Source organism: Pseudonocardia sp. (assembly GCF_035305885.1).
Lineage (GTDB): Bacteria > Actinomycetota > Actinomycetes > Mycobacteriales > Pseudonocardiaceae > Pseudonocardia.
Genome location: NZ_DATGOP010000043.1, coordinates 1 through 17,878 on the forward strand (window position 1 = coordinate 1; position 17,878 = coordinate 17,878).

At 76.1% G+C, this 17,878-nt stretch carries 14 protein-coding genes; 7 read left to right on the top strand and 7 right to left on the bottom strand.

Features of this window, described 5'->3' with window-relative positions; genetic code table 11:
• Window positions 1-142: 142 nt before the first annotated feature.
• Complete coding sequence (locus tag VKZ81_RS08270) at window positions 143-949, top strand: DNA-formamidopyrimidine glycosylase family protein (protein ID WP_324240856.1); 807 nt, start codon at window positions 143-145, stop codon at window positions 947-949.
• On the opposite strand, the gene VKZ81_RS08275 is transcribed toward VKZ81_RS08270, so the two are convergent.
• On the bottom strand, window positions 946-1,548 hold the full coding sequence (locus tag VKZ81_RS08275; RefSeq protein ID WP_324240857.1) for a TetR/AcrR family transcriptional regulator: 603 nt from the start codon (window positions 1,546-1,548) through the stop codon (window positions 946-948). The genes VKZ81_RS08270 and VKZ81_RS08275 overlap by 4 nt on opposite strands.
• A gap of 94 nt (window positions 1,549-1,642) precedes the next feature.
• On the opposite strand from VKZ81_RS08275, the gene VKZ81_RS08280 reads away from it, so the two are divergent.
• Window positions 1,643-2,038 carry a hypothetical protein gene (locus tag VKZ81_RS08280; protein WP_324240858.1) on the top strand — a complete coding sequence of 132 codons (396 nt, stop codon included), beginning with the start codon at window positions 1,643-1,645 and terminating at the stop codon, window positions 2,036-2,038.
• A 94-nt stretch (window positions 2,039-2,132) separates the two neighbouring features.
• Entirely contained in the window at window positions 2,133-3,062 is a 930-nt protein-coding gene (locus VKZ81_RS08285; RefSeq protein ID WP_324240859.1) for a TauD/TfdA dioxygenase family protein, read from the top strand.
• Between the two features lie 4 nt (window positions 3,063-3,066).
• Here VKZ81_RS08285 and VKZ81_RS08290 read toward each other — a convergent pair whose 3' ends face one another.
• Complete coding sequence (locus VKZ81_RS08290) at window positions 3,067-4,347, bottom strand: glucarate dehydratase family protein (protein WP_324240860.1); 1,281 nt, start codon at window positions 4,345-4,347, stop codon at window positions 3,067-3,069.
• A 125-nt stretch (window positions 4,348-4,472) separates the two neighbouring features.
• Here VKZ81_RS08290 and VKZ81_RS08295 point away from each other — a divergent pair, with 125 nt between their 5' ends.
• Window positions 4,473-5,381: an LLM class flavin-dependent oxidoreductase gene (locus VKZ81_RS08295; RefSeq protein WP_324240861.1), complete on the top strand. Its 909-nt coding sequence runs from the start codon at window positions 4,473-4,475 to the stop codon at window positions 5,379-5,381.
• Here the strand turns inward: VKZ81_RS08295 and recD are convergent.
• Genes recD through recC form a run of 3 tightly spaced genes read right to left on the bottom strand, consistent with a single transcriptional unit; the run spans window position 5,329 to window position 13,804 of the window.
• Complete coding sequence (gene recD / locus VKZ81_RS08300; RefSeq protein ID WP_324240862.1) at window positions 5,329-7,185, bottom strand: exodeoxyribonuclease V subunit alpha; 1,857 nt, start codon at window positions 7,183-7,185, stop codon at window positions 5,329-5,331. The two genes, VKZ81_RS08295 and recD, sit on opposite strands and share 53 nt — an antisense overlap.
• Window positions 7,182-10,532: a UvrD-helicase domain-containing protein gene (locus VKZ81_RS08305; RefSeq protein ID WP_324240863.1), complete on the bottom strand. Its 3,351-nt coding sequence runs from the start codon at window positions 10,530-10,532 to the stop codon at window positions 7,182-7,184. Before VKZ81_RS08305 ends, recD begins: the two co-directional genes overlap by 4 nt.
• Window positions 10,529-13,804 (bottom strand): exodeoxyribonuclease V subunit gamma, encoded by a 3,276-nt coding sequence (gene recC / locus VKZ81_RS08310; protein WP_324240864.1) that lies wholly within the window; start codon window positions 13,802-13,804, stop codon window positions 10,529-10,531. The genes VKZ81_RS08305 and recC overlap by 4 nt, the downstream gene beginning before the upstream one ends.
• 261 nt (window positions 13,805-14,065) lie before the next feature.
• Between recC and VKZ81_RS08315 the strand changes: the two genes are divergently transcribed.
• Window positions 14,066-14,461 carry a hypothetical protein gene (locus tag VKZ81_RS08315; protein ID WP_324240865.1) on the top strand — a complete coding sequence of 132 codons (396 nt, stop codon included), beginning with the start codon at window positions 14,066-14,068 and terminating at the stop codon, window positions 14,459-14,461.
• 183 nt (window positions 14,462-14,644) lie between these two features.
• Window positions 14,645-16,270 (top strand): phosphoglucomutase (alpha-D-glucose-1,6-bisphosphate-dependent), encoded by a 1,626-nt coding sequence (pgm, locus tag VKZ81_RS08320; RefSeq protein WP_324240866.1) that lies wholly within the window; start codon window positions 14,645-14,647, stop codon window positions 16,268-16,270.
• On the opposite strand, the gene VKZ81_RS08325 is transcribed toward pgm, so the two are convergent.
• Window positions 16,271-17,050, bottom strand: coding sequence for a hypothetical protein (locus VKZ81_RS08325; protein WP_324240867.1), 780 nt, complete (start codon window positions 17,048-17,050; stop codon window positions 16,271-16,273).
• Between VKZ81_RS08325 and VKZ81_RS08330 the strand changes: the two genes are divergently transcribed.
• Window positions 17,028-17,393, top strand: coding sequence for an imine reductase family protein (locus VKZ81_RS08330; protein ID WP_324240868.1), 366 nt, complete (start codon window positions 17,028-17,030; stop codon window positions 17,391-17,393). The genes VKZ81_RS08325 and VKZ81_RS08330 overlap by 23 nt on opposite strands.
• Window positions 17,394-17,396: 3 nt before the next feature.
• On the opposite strand, the gene VKZ81_RS08335 is transcribed toward VKZ81_RS08330, so the two are convergent.
• Window positions 17,397-17,867 carry a DUF2127 domain-containing protein gene (locus tag VKZ81_RS08335; protein WP_324240869.1) on the bottom strand — a complete coding sequence of 157 codons (471 nt, stop codon included), beginning with the start codon at window positions 17,865-17,867 and terminating at the stop codon, window positions 17,397-17,399.
• Window positions 17,868-17,878 lie beyond the last annotated feature (11 nt).

The window sequence follows — 17,878 nt, forward strand, 5'->3', positions numbered from 1 at the left end:
GGAGGCAGAGGGCGGAACCGGGGAGCCCTTGGCGGAGGACGAGGAGCTGGAACGGTTCCGCCGCTTCCTGGACAACGCCTCGCCGGAGGACTTCGGCAGCTCCAGCTGAACCCGTCCGGCGGCGACCGGCCAGACTGGGGGCGTGCCCGAGCTCCCCGAAGTGGAACGCGCACGCCAGGCGATCGAGGCTGCGCTCGACCGTGAGATCCGCGCCGTCGACGACACCGACGAGTGGGTGTGCCGGCCGCACCGGCCGGGCGACATCGCGCGCGCCCTGGTGGGTGGCCGGCTGGTCGCCGCGCACCGGCGCGGCAAGACGATGTGGTGCGACACCGTGGCAGCGGACGGGGAGCCCGGCCCCCACCTCGGCATCCACCTGGGGATGGGCGGCTGGATCGTCGTGGACGGCGCCGACGGCGAGCACGTCGGCGGCGAGCCGTTCCGCCCGGAACCGGACGCGATCCGCCCGGAGTGGCAGCGGTTCTCGATCGACTTCGCCGACGGCGGGCGGCTGCGGCTGCTCGACAAGCGCAGGCTCGGGCGGGTGCGGCTGGAGCCGGACCTCGACGGCCTCGGCCCGGACGCGCTCGCGATCTCGGCCGACGAGTTCCGGGAGCGCGTCGGGCGGGGGAAGGCGCCGGTGAAGGCCCGGCTGCAGGACCAGGGTGTGCTCGCCGGGGTGGGCAACCTGCTCGCCGACGAGCTGCTCTGGCAGGCCCGGATCTCGCCGCGCACCCCGGTCGACCAGCTCGGTCCCGACGAGCTCGACCGGCTGTACGCGGCGATGCGGCGCACGATCGAGGCGGCGATCGCCGACGGCGGCGCCCACACCGGCGAGGTGATCCCGTTCCGCAAGCCGGGTGCGGCCTGCCCGCGCTGCGGTGCGCCGATGGAACACGGCCGGATCGGTGGCCGCACGACGTGGTGGTGCTCGGCCGAGCAGGCCTAGCTCCCGGGATCGCGCAGCAGGCCGTCCAGGCGGTCCACCAGCGCCGCGAGCGCCTCCTCGTGGGTGCGCAGGCCGACCAGGACGTGCATCGTGAGGCCGTCGGCGAGGGCGAGCAGGCCGGCGGCGGCGCGGTGCGGGTCGAGGTCGGGCGGTGCGTCGCCGTCCCGTTTCGCCGCGGCGAGCAGGCCCGCGATGATGTCGCCCAGCTCGGTGTAGACGCGCTGGTAGAGCTCGGCCACCCGCGGTTCGACCGTCGCCTTCGCGAGGTAGCCCGCCCACACCCGGGCCTGGTCGCGGTACTGCTCCTCCGAGAGCAGGATCTCGGCGATGACGTCCTTCAGGACGGCCCGGGGCGGGGCGAGCTCGCCCGCGTCGGCGATGCGGCGCTGGATGCGCTGGGTGGAGCGCTCGACCATGTGCTCGAGCGCGTAGCGCAGCAGCTCGTCCTTGCTCGCGAAGTAGTGCTGGGCCGAGCTGAGCCCGGCCTCGGCGGCCACGTCCCGCATGCTGACCGCCTCGAGCCCGCCGCGGGCGACGATGCGCCACAGCGCCTCGGCGATGCGCCGCCGCTGCTCGTCGTGGTCGACCTTCTTCGGCATCCGCCCCCCTGACCTTGACCCGTCTTCCGGGCGCCGTTTATCTTACGACCGTAATATCTTACGACCGTAAGAAAACCGCGAGGAGGAGGTCGCCGTGACGAGCGGAGGCGACGCCGTCCTGTCGCTCGGGATGCACCCGAGCGCGATCGACTACAGCCGCTACCCCGGCGTGACCGAGGAGCTGCTGACCGAACGGATCGAGGCGGGTGAGGCAGTGCTGCGCGACGCCGGGTTCGACGTCGTGCCCTGCCGCCTGACCTCGGACGACCCGGACGAGGCCGAGGAGAAGATCCGCGACACCGTCGCGAACAGACGGTTCCCCGTCGTGGTGATCGGCGCGGGCCTGCGGATGGCCGAGGAGTACACGCCGCTCTTCGAGCGGGTGGTGAACCTGCTCGTCGAGCTCGTCCCGGGCATCAAGTTCTGCTTCAACACCTCGCCCGACACCACCATCGACGCCCTGCGGAGGTGGACGAGCGCGCGGGTGTGATCGGTTGGTGCGCGCGGCCGGGTACCGGTGGTTAGCTCGGGTCGGCAGTGCCGACGGGAACGCCGACGGGAACGCCGACGGGAACGGAGCGCGCATGGTGGAGGTGCAGCCGGTCGCCGGTTACACCGGGGCCGAGATCACCGGGGTCGACCTGGCCGACGAGCTCGACGACGCCCAGGTCGCGGCGATCTGGGACGCGGTGCTGCGCTGGAAGGTCGTGTTCTTCCGCGGACAACGGCTCGACCACGCCGGGCACGTGGCGTTCGCGCGGCGGTTCGGGCGGCCGGTCGTGCTCGCTCGTCGGGGGAGCGCATCGCCCGCCGACGTCCCCGAGGTCGAGACCACCGCCGACCGGCTGGAGCTGGGCGGGCGGTTCGGGATGGACCACGACGAGTGGCTGCAGCGGCGCCGCTACTCCCTGCTGCGCGGCTGGCACTGCGACCACGGCGCCCGCGTCGACCCGCCCGCCGCGACGATCCTGCGGGCCGAGGCGGTGCCGCCCTACGGCGGCGACACGACCTGGTCCAACCTGGCCGCCGCGTACGCCGGGCTGTCGGCGCCGGTGAAGGAATTCGTGGACCGGCTGCGGGCCGAGCACCGGCTCGGCGTCGGCTACCAGCCCCGGCCCGGCGACGACGCCTACCTGCGCCACCTGCTCGACCACCAGGTGGCCTCGGTGCACCCGCTGGTCCGGGTCCACCCGGAGACCGGCGAGCGGATCCTCTACGTCAACGGTTACTACGTCGAGCAGATCGTCGACCTCTCCCGCGCGGAGAGCCGGGCCGTCCTCGACATGCTGCTGGAGCAGGCCGTCCGCCCCGAATACACGGTGCGGTTCCGGTGGGAGCCGGGCAGCGTGGCGTTCTGGGACAACCGGGCGACCATCCACCTCGCGCCCAGCGACCACGCCCACCTCGGCGCTCCCCGGATCATGCACCGGGTGATGCTGGCCGGGGACGTGCCGGTCGGCGTCGACGGCAAGCCGTCGGAGGCGATCACCGGCAGCGCGCCCGGGCGCTGGTGATCCGTCACCAGTAGGCGAGCTTGCGCTCGAAGTCCGGCTGGAAGCGGCGCATGTAGCCGGTGTCGTCACGGCGGCGCAGCCCGCACCGCAGGTACTGCTCGTGCAGGGCGGCGAGCGCGTCCTCGTCGACCTCGACGCCGAGCCCCGGCCCGGTCGGCACGGCGACCGCGCCGTCGACGAACTCCAGCACGCCCGGCCGCACGACGTCCTCGGTCTTCCACGGCCAGTGCGTGTCGCAGGCGTAGGTGAGGTTCGGGGTGGCGGCGGCCAGGTGCGTCATCGCGGCCAGCGAGATGCCGAGGTGGGAGTTCGAGTGCATCGACAGGCCGATGCCGAACGCCTCGCACGTGCCGGCGAGCACCTGGGAGCGGCGCAGCCCGCCCCAGACGTGGTGGTCGGAGAGCACCACCTGCACGGCGTCGGCGGCGACGGAGGGCGGGAGGTGTTCGAACGCCACCACGGCCATGTTCGTGGCCAACGGCATCGGCGCCTCCGCCGCGACCCGGGCCATGCCGTCGATGCCGGGGGAGGGGTCCTCCAGGTACTCGACGATCCCGTCGAGCGCCTTCGCCACGCGGATGCCGGTCTCGGGGGTCCAGGCGGCGTTCGGGTCGAGGCGCAGCGGCACGCCGGGGAACGCGGCGGCGAGCGCGCGGGTGGCCTCGATCTCGTCGTCGGGCGGGAGCACCCCGCCCTTCAGCTTGATCGCGGAGAAGCCCCAGCCGTCGATCATCCGCCGGGCCTGCGCGACGAGCTGGTCCGGGGTGAGCGCCTCGCCCCACTCGTCGGGCTCGCCGCCGGGGTGCGCCGCCCACTTGTAGAACAGGTAGGCGCTGTAGGGCACGGGGTCGCGCACCACGCCGCCGAGCAGGTCGACGACCGGCCGCCCGACCGCCTTGCCCTGCACGTCGAGGCAGGCCACCTCGAACGGCGAGAACACCCGGTCCACCGCGCTGGCGCCGGTGATCATGCCGGCGACGCCGTCACCGCCGCCCGCACCCGCGCCGAGGACGTCCGCGACCACCTGCCGCAGGCGGTGGGTCGCGAACGCGTCGTGGCCCGGCAGCGCGGCGGCCACCGCGCGCAGCCGCTCGAGGTGGACGTCGTCGGCGTAGGTCTCGCCCCACCCGACCAGGCCCTCGTCGGTGTCGAGCCGCACGATCGAGCGCAGCGCGAACGGCTCGTGCACCCCGACCGAGTTGAGCAGCGGCGGGTCGGCGAACGCGACGGGGGTGACGGTGACGGCGCTGATCCGGGCGCTGATCCGGGCGGCGGCTGGGTTCATGCCCCGATCTTCGCTCCTCCGCCCGCGGTCCGCGCCGGGTCGTGCCTCGCCGGCGCCGGCTTGTCAAACGGAACTGCGTTCCGTATCGTTTGTGGAACCTTGTTCCGTTTAGAAGGGTCGCGCCCATGCCGCTCGCCCCACCGCGCTTCGGGATCATGACCGCCCCCTCCCAGGTCGACTACGCCGACCTGCTGCGGGTGTGGCGCGAGGCGGACGCGGTCCCGCAGATCACCCACGCCTGGCTGTACGACCACCTCATGCCGATCTTCGGCGGCCTCGACGGGCCGACCTACGAGGGCTGGACCCTGCTCTCGGCCCTCGCCGCGCAGACCAGCCGGTTGCGGGTCGGGGTACTCGTGACGAGCAACCGGTTCCGCCCGCCCGCGGTGCTGGCCAAGATCGCCACGACCGTGGACGTCGTCTCCGGAGGACGGCTGGACTTCGGCATCGGTGCCGGCTCGCGGCCCGGCCACCCCGTCGCCCGGCGCGAGTACGAGGCGCACGGGCTGCCGTACCACGACTTCGGCCACTCCGTGGAGAGCCTCGCCGAGGCGTGCACGGTCATCCGGCGGCTGTGGACCGAGGACGAGCCGTTCGACTTCGACGGCACCCACGTCCGGCTCGCCGGCGCGTTCGGCAGCCCGAAGCCGGTCCAGCGGCCGCACCCGCCGATCCTCATCGGCGGCCGGTCGTCGGCGACGCTGCGGGTGGTGGCCGAGCACGCCGACCTGTGGAACATCCCCGGTGGCGACATCGACGACGTCGTGTCCCGCAGCGCGCTGCTGGACCGCTACTGCGTCGAGATCGGCCGCGACCCCGCCTCGATCACCCGGTCCATCCACCTCCCGGTCACCTACGACGAGCCCGAGGCCACCCGCAAGGCGATCGGCGAAGCGCTCGACGCCGGGTTCGGCCACGTCGTGCTCGGGCTGGTGCCGCCCTACCCGGCCGAGGTGGCGCGGTGGGTGGCCGACGAGCTGGTCAGCCCGTTCGCGCAGCCCCGAGCCGGTGGCGCAGGCCGCTCGCCCGGCTGACCGGGCGCGCCACCGCGGCCCGCACCGCCTCCTCGCTGCCGATCACCCGCACGAACTCGGCGGCCCGGGTGACCGCCGTGTAGAGCAGCTCCCGGGTGAGCAGCGGCGACTCGGCGGGCGGCAGCACCACGGTGACCCGCCGGAACTGGCTGCCCTGGCCGCGGTGCACGGTCATCGCGTGCACGGTGGACACCTCCGACAGCCGGGCCGGGGGGTGCAGGGTGGGCGCGCCGCCGCGGGCGAACGCGACCCGCAGGCCCTCCGGCATCGCCACGGCCACGCCGGTGTCACCGTTGAACAGCCCCACGTCGTAGTCGTTGGCCGTGACCAGCACCGGCCGCCCCGGGTACCAGGGCCCGGTCGGCGCGTCGGGCAGCGCCGCGCGCAGCCAGCGCTCGATCTCCGCGCTCCACCGGGAGACCCCGTACGGCCCGCGTCGGTGTGCGCACAGCACCCGGTGGCGCTCCAGCGCGGCGAGCGCCTCGGGCACGTCGCCGCGCAGCGCCGCCTCCGTGAGCGCCCGCCCGGCGGCGACGACGTCCGCGTGGACGCCGCACGTGTCCTCGGACTCGACGAACTCCAGGTCGGCGTGGCCGCCGCGCAGCAGGGCCATCGCGGCGTCGGCGTCGCCCGCCTGCACGGCCCGCGCGAACTCCGCGATGGCGCCGCCGAAGCGCCACACGTGCCGCAGCGTGACCACGCCGTTGATCACCGAGCCGCCGGTGAGGCCGCCGGGGAGGCCCACGGCCTCGAGCGCCGCGTCGAGGGCCGCCTCCGGCCGGCCCGGCGCCCGCGCGAGGTCACCGAGGACCGCGCCGGCCTCGACGGAGGCGAGCTGGTCGGGGTCGCCGACGAGCACGATCCGGGCGTCGTGGCGCACCGCCTCCAGCAGCCGCGCCATCAGGGTGAGCGACACCATCGACGTCTCGTCCACCACGACCACGTCGAACGGCAGCCGCTGCGTGGGGCCGTAGCGGAAGCGGCCGCCGGGCCGCCAGCCGAGCAGCCGGTGCAGGGTGGCCGCCTCCGGCGTGCGGGTGCGCAGCTCGGCGGGCAACTCCGCCGCGACCGCCTCCTGCAGCCGCGCAGCCGCCTTGCCGGTCGGGGCGGCGAGCGCCACCCGCGGCGGCGGGCCCGGCTGCTCGTGCAGCAGGGTGAGCAGCCGCGCGACCGTGGTGGTCTTGCCGGTGCCGGGGCCGCCCGCGAGCACCGTGACCCGCCGCAGCACGCTCACCGCGGCCGCCAGGCGCTGCCGCTCCGAGGCGGGGTCGGGGAACAGCCGCTCCAGGCCCGCGCGCAGGCGCGGGAGATCGACCCTGGGCGGCGGCGCCGCGGCGCGCTCGGTGAGCGAACGGCGCACCACCTCCTCCTCACCCCAGTAGCGGGAGAGGTAGAGCAGCCCGTCGACGAGCCGCAGCGGACGCCCGCCGGGCGCGTCCGGCCCGTCGGCCACGACCGGGCTCGCCGCGCACGCCGCGAGCCACCGCGCCGGGTCGGGCCACGGCAGCGCGGAGGTGTCGACGAGCTCGTCGCCCTCGCCGAGCACGGTGCGGCTCACCGAGGCAAGGTCGACGCACACCGAGCCGAGCCGCACCGCGCGGACCGCGAGCGCCACCGCGAGCAGGACCTCCTCGTCCGCCTCGCCGCCGAGCCGCCCGATCCGGGTGGCCACGTGCACGTCAGCGGGGTCGAGCACGCCCGCGGTGTTGAACAGCCCGAGCAGGCCGTCGGCGGAGCGGGCCAGCCGGACGTCGCCGAGATCGGCGGTGCCGACGGGCCCGGGGCCGACACCAGTGGCCGTCACACCGCACCGTCCAGCAGCCGCGACAGCTCCACCACGAGCGCGGCGGGCGGCGCCCAGCTGAACACGCCGCACGGCACCCCGTCCACGGCCGGGGTCTCGGGCCCGCACATCCCGCGCACGAACAGGTACAGCACGCCGCCGAGGTGCCGCTCCGGCGCGTACCCGGGCAGCCGCCAGCGCAGGAAGCGGTGCAGCGCGACGCTGTAGAGCAGCGCCTGCAGCGGGTAGTGCGAGGCGATCATCGCCTCGGCCAGCCGCGGCGGCGTGTAGTGGGCGCACGTGAGCGGCCCGGGGCCGTCCGGGCCCATCGGGCCGAGCCAGTTGGTCTTGTAGTCGACCACCGCGAACCGCGGCCCGGGCAGCCGCAGCACCGCGTCGATGCTGCCGGTGAGGTAGCCGCGCAGCTGCTGCTCGGCGAGCCCGGCGAGCGCGTCCGGGTAGTCCCGCAGCGGGTCGTCGGGGGCCAGGTGCTCGCGCAGCAGGGGCGCGAGCGCACCGAGCGCCACCGGCGGGCCGGGGGAGTCGCCGCCCGCCAGCGGGAGCTCGAAGTCGAGCTCGGCGAGCCGGTCGCGCGGGGCGATGTCGGCGAGGCGCAGGCCGCCGGCGAGCGGGCCGAGCGGGGTCCGCACCGCGGGCAGCAGGGCGGTGGCCAGCTCCTCCGGCTCGACGCCTGGCACGGGGTGGTTCCCGAGCTGCTCCCGGGCGTGGGCGGTGAGCTCGCCCGCCAGGTCGGCCGCGGTGAGGTCGGCGGCCTCGAGGACGCCGTGCACGAGCGTGCCGAAGCCCGCCCCGAGCGGCAGCCCGGCCATCGGCGACGGCAGCGGGGGGATCCCGTCCGGCTCGGCCCCGGCCGGTAGCTCGACCGCCGCCTCGTCGTCGATCCCGGGCGCCTCCGGCTCGCTCGCGACGCCGGGCCCGTGGGCCGCCGCGCTCGCGGTGAGCGCGCTGTAGGACGTGCGCCGCCAGGCGATGTCGAGCTGGCGGGAGAACTCCGCGGCGCGCAGCTCGCCGCCGACGGGCACGCGGGCGGGCAGCGTGGGCGCGGCGGGCGCCGCCCGGACCTCCTCCACCGAGATCCGCGGGCCGGCCAGCTCGCGCAGCGCGTGCAACGCCGCGTTGTCGGCGGGCACCCGGTAGGCCTCCGCCGGGTCGCAGCCCGGCGCGGGCCTGCCGATCAGGAGCCGGTGCAGCGGGGACGTGGCCGTGGTGGTGGCGGGCACCCACCAGGTGACGACCTGGCAGCGGGCCCGGGTGAGCGCGACGTAGAGCAGCCGCAGGTCCTCGCCCGCCTCCTCGGCGCGGTGCTTGGCGACCCGCTCCTTCCAGCCCTCCCCGGTCTCGCCGCCGACGTCGAGCACGCGGGCGCCGGTGTCGTCGTGCAGCAGCGGCACGTCCGGGTCGCGGACGTTGCGGTCCCACGCGAACGGGACGTAGACGATCGGGAACTCCAGGCCCTTGCTGCGGTGGATCGTGATGATCTGCACCGCGTCCGCGTCGGACTCCAGCCGCCTGCTGCGCTCGACCACCACGTCCTGCGCCGCATCGGCGATCCGGTGGCGCAGCCACTCCACCAGCGCGCCCGGGCCGAGGTGCTCCGACACCGCGGCGGCGTGCAGCGTCTGGGCGATGTGGCGCAGGTCGGTGAGCAGCCGCTCCCCGTCGGCCACGCCGAGCAGCCGCCCCGGCAGCCCCGTGTCGGTGGTGATCGCCTCCAGCAGGGCGGCCACGCCCCGCTCGTGCAGCACCGCCGCCCAGGACCGCAACGTGGCCCCCACCTCGTCGAGCAGCGCCTCGGCGTCGGGCCCGCACAGCTCGGCGACCGTGCGGCCGACGAACGGGGTGAGCGCGGCGGCGCGCACCCGGGCCGCCCGCGGCTGCTCGAGGGCCTCCAGCAGCGTGAGCCAGTCCGCCGCGACCGGGGTGCCGAACACGCTCGCCGTGCCGGACAGCACGGCGGGCACGCCCGCGGCGGCGAGCTTCTCACGGAGCATCGCGCCCTGGTCGTTGGTGCGCACCAGCACGGCGACGTCGCCGGGGGAGAGCGGCCGGCCCGCGACCGTGGCCCCGCTGGCGAGCAGCGCCGCGATGTCGGACGCCGCGTCGCGGGCGACCAGCTCGCGAGCCGGGCCGACGACGGCGAGGTCGCGGCGCGGCGCCGTGGGCAGGCCGGCGCGGGAGGCCACGCGCAGCCGGAACGGGGTGTCGACGGGGGCGCCGCGCAGCCTGCTGCCCGGGTGGGCGGACTCCACCGGGTGCACGGTGATCCGCGGGTCGCCGAGCGCCGCGCCGCCGAACACCGTGTCGAGCGCCTCGAGCAGCACCGAGTCGCTGCGCCAGTTGCGGGCCAGGGTGGCGTGGTGGTCGGCGGCCTCCGTGGCCTCCAGGTAGCTCACGACGTCGGCCCCGCGGAACGCGTAGATCGCCTGCTTCGGGTCGCCGATCAGCACGAGCGTGGTGGAGCCGTGGAAGGCCGTGCGCAGGATCTGCCACTGCACCGGGTCGGTGTCCTGGAACTCGTCGACCAGCACCACCCGGTAGCGGGCCTGCAGCCGGGCCGCCGCCCCGCGCGCCGGGTCGGCCAGCGCGTCGGCCAGCCGCGTGAGCATGTCGTCGTAGGTGTAGATCCGCCGGGCCCGCTTGCGCCGCGCCACCTCGGCCCGCACCGCGCTGGCGAAGCGGTACCGCACGTGCGCCGTGGTGCCGGGCTCGGCGTTGCGCGGCTCCAGCCGGGCCTGCCCGTCGTGCACCGCCCGGTGGGCGAGGGTGAGCGCCTCGCTGCGGCTGAAGTCGGGGGTCCCCGCGTTCCGCGCGCCGTACTTGCGGACGTAGAAGTCGTCGACGACCTCCGTGATGACGTCGTCGATCGACTCGACGAACACCGCGTCGCGGTCGCCGTCGCCCGCCACGCCCAGCCCGGCGAGCATCTGCTGGCAGAACTGGTGCGTGGTGGCGATCGTGGCCGCGTCGAACTGGGCGAGCGCGCGGGCGAGCCGGGCGCGCCGGGCCGCCACCTCCGCGTCGGGGGCGTCGGCGAGCAGCCGCAGCACGTCGTCGGAACCAGCGCGGGCCGCGGCCGGGTCGGCGAGCCCGCGCTCGGCGGTGACCAGGCGCTCCCGCACCCGTTCCCGCAGCTCCTGGGTGGCCTCCCGGCCGAACGTGACGAGCATCAGCTCGGGCAGCGTGGCGTGGCCCTCGGCGACGTAACGGGCGGCGAGCGCGGCGATGGTGAAGGTCTTGCCGGTACCCGCGCTCGCCTCGAGGACGGTGGTGCCGGTGGGCAACGGACCGCAGACGTCGAACGCCGCGGGCGCCAGCACAGCGGGTGCGGGGAACGGGATCACGGTCACAGCCGCACCACATCCTCCTGGTCGAGCAGCGGGGACCAGACCTGCAGCGCGAGCGTGCCGAACCGGGTGGGCTCGCCGCCGGGCGGCCCCGGCGCGGTGAGCACGTCGGGGCCGGGGTCCGGGCCCCACACCCGCACGTGCGCGGGGTCGCTGCGCTCGGCGCCCGCGCCGTTGGTCCAGGCCCGCAGCGCCTCCTCGAGCGCGCCCGCGGGGTCGGCGCCGCCGCGGCGCCGGGTGGCGTAGGTGTGGCCCGCGACGGTGGGCAGCGGGAGCGGCTCGCACAGGCCGGCGCGGCGCAGCGCGACGAGTTCGGCCAGCTCGGCGGCGGCCCGGTCCGCGTCGAGCGGGCCCGCGGTGGCCATCGCGAGCCCGAACTTCTGCCCGCGCCCGATCGTGACCGCCCGCCACTGCTCGCGGGTGGCCGCGGTGAGCGCGAGCAGCCGCACCCACGCCTCCACGCGTTGCTTGGCGGCGAGCCGGGAGAACCCGACGCACAGCAGCACGCGTCCGTGCAGCCCGCCGACGGTGCCCACGACGCGGGTGCCGTCGGGCAGGGTGACGTCGACGTCGCGGTCGTCCGCCTCGCCCACCAGGTACGGGCGGGCGGCCGCGACGATCGGCTCCACGTCGTCGAGCACGCGCAGCAGCACCCGCTCGCCCAGCGCGCCCGGCGGGAGCTCGCCGCGGCGCCACTCGGCCTGCCGGCAGCGGTCGAGGGGCCGCCCGGCGAGCCGGTCGCGCAGCAGCCGCTCGCCGATCCGCCACTGCGCGAGCCCGTCGAGGTCGACCGGCAGCGCGTCGATGTCCTGCTCGTCCGGCGTGAACAGCGAGAGCCCCACCCGCTGGCGCAGGAAACCCTGCACCGGGTGCTTGACGAACGCCACCAGGTCGTCGAGGTCGACCACGTCGTCGGGCTCGGCGGCGGGCAGCGGCTCGGCGAGGAACGGCGCGGGCGGCGCCTTCGCCCCCGCGGCCGCGACCGCCCCGGCCAGCTCGGCCCGGTCGAAGCTGAACGGGCGGGGACCGGTGAAGTTGCGCGCGTCGAACGGCTGCAGCGGGTGGCGTACCACCACCTGGTCGAGCGCCTCCGGCCCGGCCGTGGCGGCGATGGTGTCGAGCAGCTCCCCGAGCGGCACCGCGGGCGGGCGGCGGGCGCCGGTGCGCTCGTCGGCGCCCGAGTGCACCACGACCAGGTGCTCGGTGGCGGCGCAGACCGCGTCGAGGAACAGCTGGCGGTCCTCGCTGCGCGGGTCGCGCTCGCCGACCAGGGGGTCGCGGGCGAGCAGGTCGTCGCCGTCGGGCACGCCCGCGCGCGGGAAGGCCCCGTCGTCGAGCCCGAGCAGGCAGATCACCCGGTGCGGCACCGACCGCATCGGAACCAGCGTGGCGACGGTGAGCGTGCCGGTGCGGAAGTTGGCGCGGGTGGGGCGGCCGCGCAGCCGTTCGGCCAGCAGCCCGCGGACGTCGGCGAGCCCCAGCTCGACGGTGGCGGCGTGCGGCCCGGCGGCCCGCACGGCCGCGGCGAGCTCGGCGCGGGCCTGCGCGCCCTGCCACTCGTCGGCGCCCGTGACGAGGGTGAGCGCGTCCAGGCCGTCCTGCAGCACCTCGACCCACCGCTGCAGCGGCTTGCGCCCGGTGAGCCCGGAGAGGACGGCCCCGACCCGCTCGACGAACTCGGCGAGCCTGCCCACGCGCGCGACGTCGCCGGACTCGACCTCGTCCATCGGCAGCGCCGTGCCGAGCCACTCGTGCTCCGCGCCGGACATCGCCACGCCGAGCAGCAGCCGGTCGAGGCCGGCGGCCCAGGTGTTCTGCGGGAACCCGTCGAGGTGGAACGGGGCCCGGTGGGCGCCGTCGAGGCCCCACCGCACCCCGGAGCGGACGACGAGCTCGCGCAGCCGCTCCAGGTCGGCCTCGTCGAGGTCGAAGCGCCTGCGCACCGGCCCCGTGCCGAGCAGGTCGAGCAGCTGGGAGGCGGTGGCGCGGGCGTCGGCCAGCTCCAACAGCTCAGACACCGTGTCGAGCAGCGGGTTGACCTGGCGCAGCGCGCGGTCGGCGAGCCGGACCTGCAGCCGCTGGCCGGGGTGGGCGTCCGGGCCGTCGGCGAGCCCGAAGCAGGCCGAGACCAGCGGCGCGAACGTCTCGACGTCGGGGCACATCACGAGCACGTCGCGCGGCTCGAGGGTGGGGTCGTCCTGCAGCAGCCCGAGCACGACCTCGCGCAGCACCTCGACCTGCCGGTCCGGCCCGTGGCAGGAGTGCACCTGCACGCTGCGGTCGTCCGGGCGCAGCCGGAAGCTCCCGTCGGGGGCGCGGTCGTCGCGCAGGTCGGCCTGCAGCCGCTCCAGCAGCGTGGCGGGCGGGCGCCGCTCGACCGCGTGGTGGACGTCGACGCAGCGGGTGGGCAGCCGCAGCTGCAGCTCGCGGGCGTCGCGGCCGAGCGAGCCGAGCAGCGGGTGGCGGGGCGTGTCCGCGGTGGGGTCGGTGCGCCGCAGCGGGACCTCGTCGGGCACCACGACGGCCGACCACAGCGCGGGGGAGGGGTGCGGCAGCCACAGGTGGACGTCGCGGTGCTCGGCCAGCGCGTCCAGCACCGCGAGGTGCTCGGCGGGCAGCCGGGTGGGCCCGAAGATCGACAGACGAGGTGGGAGCGCCACCACGCCCGGGTCGGCCCGGAGCGCCGCGCACGCGGTCTCGAGGCGCTCGGCGGGGGACGGGACGCCGATGCGCTCGCGCAGCCGCCGCCACAGCTCGGCCTGCCAGGCCAGGTCGGCCGCCCGGCCCTCCGGCTCCCCGCTGCCCGCCCGCCACGCGGTGAGCAGCCCGGGCCGGTGCGTGGCGTAAGAGGCGAACAGGTCGGCGAGGTGGCGCGCCACCGCGTAGCGGCGGCCGTTCCCGGCCTCGCCCAGGTGGGCGCCCAGCGGGGCGCACCACGGCTCGTCGAGGCTCGCGTCGATCACTTCCAGAAGCGGCCACACCGCGCGTTCCGGCTGCCAGGGGTCGTCGTCGGGGGCGACCCCCGTGGCCGCCGCGACGACGTCGGCGACCACCGCGGCGGGCGCCGGGAAGGCCACGCCCGCGCACACCCCGTCGGCCGCGCCGTCGGCCGCCCCGAGCCGGTGGGCGAGCCGCTGCGCCAGCCAGCGCTCGATGCCCCGGGCGGGCACCGCGACGACCTCGGTGGCGAACGGGTCACCCGGCGGCTCGGCCAGCAGCTCGCCCAGCGCGTGGGCCAGCGTGTCGGACCGTTCGGCCCGGTGCAGGTGCCACATGCGGCGCGTCCCCCTCGTCCACGTTCTGCGCACACGCTAGGGCCGGGCGGTGTCGGCTCCGGCGGGGGCACGCCGGGTTGTCCACGTCGCGCTCGCCGATCCGCCCGCCCGCCACTGCCAGTGATCGACACCGGGGGAGCGTGGCTACCCAGCGTGAGCGTCCTCGTACGACAACACGATGGTGTTATCCCGCTGCGCCCCGGCTAACGGCAGGCTGGGACCCACGCGATCACGGGGTACAGGACGCGGAGGAGGGATCAGGTGACCGCCGACCGGAGCGACGCGACGACCGGACCGATCGTGCCGGAGCAGCGGGGCGTGCGTGACCAGGCCCGGGCCGAGGTCCTCTGCCGCCACGCCCGGCTCACCAAGGCCGGCCGTCCGATCTTCTGCCGGCCCAGCCGCGCCGAGGTGGAGGGCAGGGCCCTGCCGCGCTCCGGCTCCGACGGCAAGGTCATCTACTCGACCCGCGAAGCCGCCGAGGCCGCGGCCCGCGAGCTCGAGGCGCTCGGCGCCCGGCCGCTGCGCTCGTACCTCTGCGCCCGCTCCCGCGGCGGTCATTACCACCTGACGACGGACTCGACCCCGCGCACCCCCGCCGGGCACCTGCCGCTGCACCTGCGGATACCGCAGCAGCGCACGGCGGCCGCGGTGTGAGGCGCCGGGCGCTCGCTGCGGGTTCCGCGGGGCTCGATCCTCGTCGACTCGGCCGCCGGTGGGCGCGTCGGGAGCCAGGTCCCGCGGGACCCGGATGAACGGACGGACCCGTGAGACCGTGCCGTCCGCCCGCAGCGGTGGCATGGTGAGCGACGCAGACCCGCCGCGACCCGGGAGTGCGAGATGCCGAACCATCCCCGCGCCGGAACCCCCGCGCAGCCGGAGGACCTCGTCGACGTCGAGGCCCTGCTCGCCGCCTACCACGACCGCACCCCCGACCCGGACGACCCGACACAGCGGGTCGCGTTCGGGACCTCGGGGCACCGCGGGTCGTCGCTGCGCACCACCTTCAACGACGCCCACATCGCCGCCACGAGCCAGGCGATCTGCGAGTACCGGGCCCAGCAGGGGACGGACGGGCCGTTGTTCATCGGCCGGGACACGCACGCCCTGTCCGAGCCCGCGTGGGTGACGGCGATCGAGGTGTTCCAGGCCAACGGGGTGCACGTGCTCGCCGACCGCGACGACGCGTTCACGCCCACCCCGGCCGTGTCGCACGCGATCCTCACCCACAACCGGGGCCGCACGAGCGGCCTGGCCGACGGGGTGGTCGTCACGCCGTCGCACAACCCGCCGTCGGACGGCGGGTTCAAGTACAACCCGCCGAACGGCGGGCCGGCCGACACCGACGCGACCTCCTGGATCGCCGACCGGGCGAACGAGCTGTTGCGGGACGGGATGAAGGGGGTCCGGCGCAAGCCCCTGGACCGGGCCGGGCTCGAGCGCTACGACTTCCTCGGCGCGTACGTCGCCGACCTGCCGTCGGTGCTGAACCTGGACGCCATCCGCTCGGGGGGCGTGCGCATCGGCGCCGACCCGATGGGCGGGGCGAGCGTGGCGTACTGGGCGGCGATCGCGGAGCGGTACGACCTCGACCTCACCGTCGTGAACCCGGAGGTCGACCCGCGGTTCGCGTTCATGACGCTCGACTGGGACGGCAAGATCCGCATGGACTGCTCGTCGCCGTACGCGATGGCCTCGCTCGTGCAGCGGCGCGGCGAGTTCCGCATCGCCACCGGCAACGACGCCGACTCCGACCGGCACGGCATCGTCACCGCCGACGGGCTGATGAACCCGAACCACTTCCTGGCGGTCGCGATCGGCTACCTGTACGCGCACCGGCCCGGCTGGTCGCCGGACGCGGGCGTCGGCAAGACCGCCGTCAGCTCGTCGATGATCGACCGGGTCACCGCGGACCTCGGGCGCAAGCTCGTGGAGACGCCGGTCGGGTTCAAGTGGTTCGTGCCGGGCCTGCTCGACGGCTCGATCGGCTTCGGCGGTGAGGAGAGCGCGGGCGCGTCGTTCCTGCGGATGGACGGCGGTGTGTGGACCACCGACAAGGACGGCATCATCCTCGCGCTGCTCGCCTCCGAGATCACCGCCGTCACCGGGCAGACCCCGAGCGAGCGGTACCGGGAGCTGACGGCGCGGTTCGGCGAACCCGCCTACGCCCGCACCGACGTCGCGTGCAGCCCGGAGGACAAGGCGAAGCTCGGGAAGCTCTCGGCCGAGGACGTCCGGGCGACCGAGCTGGCCGGCGAGAAGATCACCGACCGGCTCACCCACGCCCCCGGCAACGGCGCCCCCCTGGGCGGGCTCAAGGTCGTCACCGAGGGCGGCTGGTTCGCCGCGCGGCCCTCGGGCACCGAGGACGTCTACAAGGTCTACGCCGAGAGCTTCCGCGGCCCCGACCACCTGGCCCGCATCCAGGAGGAGGCCCAGGAGGTGGTCGCGGCGGCGCTCGCCTGATCACGTGCTCCAGGTCATCGACCGCTCGGGCCGGTAGCGGCAGTACGTGCCGGTCGCCACCGACGCGGCCAGGCGCTCGGCCAGCTCCGGGTGGTCGGCCCGCAGCCGCCGGATCGCGTCACGGATCCGCGCGGTGACGGCCTGGCGGGCGCGTTCGGCGTCGTCGCCGAGCCTGCGGCTGCGCCCGCCGAGCCCGGCCGCGCCGCGCAACTCGTCGAGCGGAGCGGCGCGCTCGCGGTCCAGCTCGGCGGCGCGCCGGTCGGCGCCGCGGTCGAGGGCGGCGCGGATCTCCCCGTCGAGCGCGCGCAGCCGGCTGCGGTAGGCGTCGCGCGCCCGGTCGTCGAGCACCGGGTCGGCGCCGAACCGGCGGCGGGCGGCGACGGCCTGATCGCCGTGCGGGTTCAGCAGGTCGACGGCCGCCACGTCGACGCCGGGGCGGGAGAGGAGCGCGCGCAGGTCGTGCAGCCCCTTCGCGTCCTTGACCTGGGTGGTGCGCCCGGCGAACCGCACCGTCCACACCCCGCCGTCGAGCCGCAGGACGCCGGCCTCGGTGGGCGGCTCGGCGGGCTCAGGGGGCAGGGCTGCGGCCATGCCCAGCTCGGCGGCCTCGCGCCGGGCGCGGCGAGCAGCCCGTCGGCGCGGGCGGCGTCGTCCGGTGCGCCCCTGCACGCGCAGCGCGGCGGCGAGGTGGACCCGGGCGAGCACCGACCACGGCCGGGCCCTCAGCCGGTCGGCGGCCGCGACGGCCGCGGGCGCCGTGGAGTTCCAGGGCCACGTCACGGTGGGCTACGAGCTGCTCATCGGCCTGCTGCACGCGTTCCGGGTGGTCCGGGCGGAGGGCGCCGACGTGGCGGGGTTCGCCGAGCGCGTGGCGGGCATGCTGCCGGCCTACCCACCGGTCGTGACGGCGAGCGGCAAGGCGGTCGCGAGCGGCGAGTACCCGCCGGACCTCGGCCCGCTCGACGTGCAGGCCGCGTTGATGGACGACCTGATCGGCCACCGCGAGTCCCTCGGCGTGGAGGCGGTGCGGATGCGGGAGGTCAAGGGGCTGATGGACCGCCGGGTCGCCGCGGGCCACGGCGGGGAGGGGTTCGCGAGCCCGTTCGAGCTGCTCGGGCGGTGAGGTTCAGCGCCCGAGCAGGCGGTACTCCCGCAGGACGAGCACGATGATGACGACGTCGAGCACGGCCAGCGCCGGCAGCGCGAGCGATCCGGTGCGCACGCCGCGCAGCAGCTCGACGGCGACCATCACGCCCAGCGCGGCGGCGGCCACCGGGTAGGCCGGGCGCCACTTGCGCAGCAGCGCCCCCACCAGCCCGATCTTCACCAGGCCGTGGACGGCGAGGTAGGCGAGCACGAACGCGCGGTTGCCCGAGGCGAACTCGTCGGTGCCCGCCACGAGGTGGCGGGCGAGGAACCCGTCGGGCGGGCCGAGCAGGTCGCGGCTCACGACCTCGGCGACGAGGTGGTGCACGGCGGCGGCCGGCACGAGCAGCAGCGCCACCGCGGCGAGCAGCTCGGCGGCGCCGTCGAGGCCCTTCAGCAGCAGCGCGACCCGGAACCACCGCTCGGTGCGGTCCGCCCGGGTGTCGGCCATGCCGGCCAGTG